The sequence below is a fragment of the Undibacterium sp. Ji49W genome (assembly GCF_049340205.1).
Lineage (GTDB): Bacteria > Pseudomonadota > Gammaproteobacteria > Burkholderiales > Burkholderiaceae_D > Undibacterium.
Window position 1 is genome coordinate 1 of the sequence record NZ_JBMPOW010000088.1, and the last position, 201, is coordinate 201.

The window sequence follows — 201 nt, forward strand, 5'->3', positions numbered from 1 at the left end:
GTGGCGCCAACTTCCTGAGCCTGGGTGCAGGTGCTGACCGCGTCGTATTGCTGGGTAACTATGTTGCCGGTACCTACAACGTGACAGAAAACGGTGTGAACCTCAATACACAATCCACAGCAACAGCCGTGGCCCGTGTAGTGACAGACACCATCAACCTGGGTAACGGTAACGATACACTGGTTACTTACGGTGCGATCA

The 201-nt window shown here is 53.7% G+C and carries 1 protein-coding gene; it reads left to right on the top strand.

Annotation, left to right across the window (positions count from 1 at the left end; all coding sequences use genetic code 11):
* The coding region (locus ACO0LK_RS27145; RefSeq protein WP_422980629.1) for a hypothetical protein at positions 1 to 201 on the top strand (201 nt) is incomplete at both ends.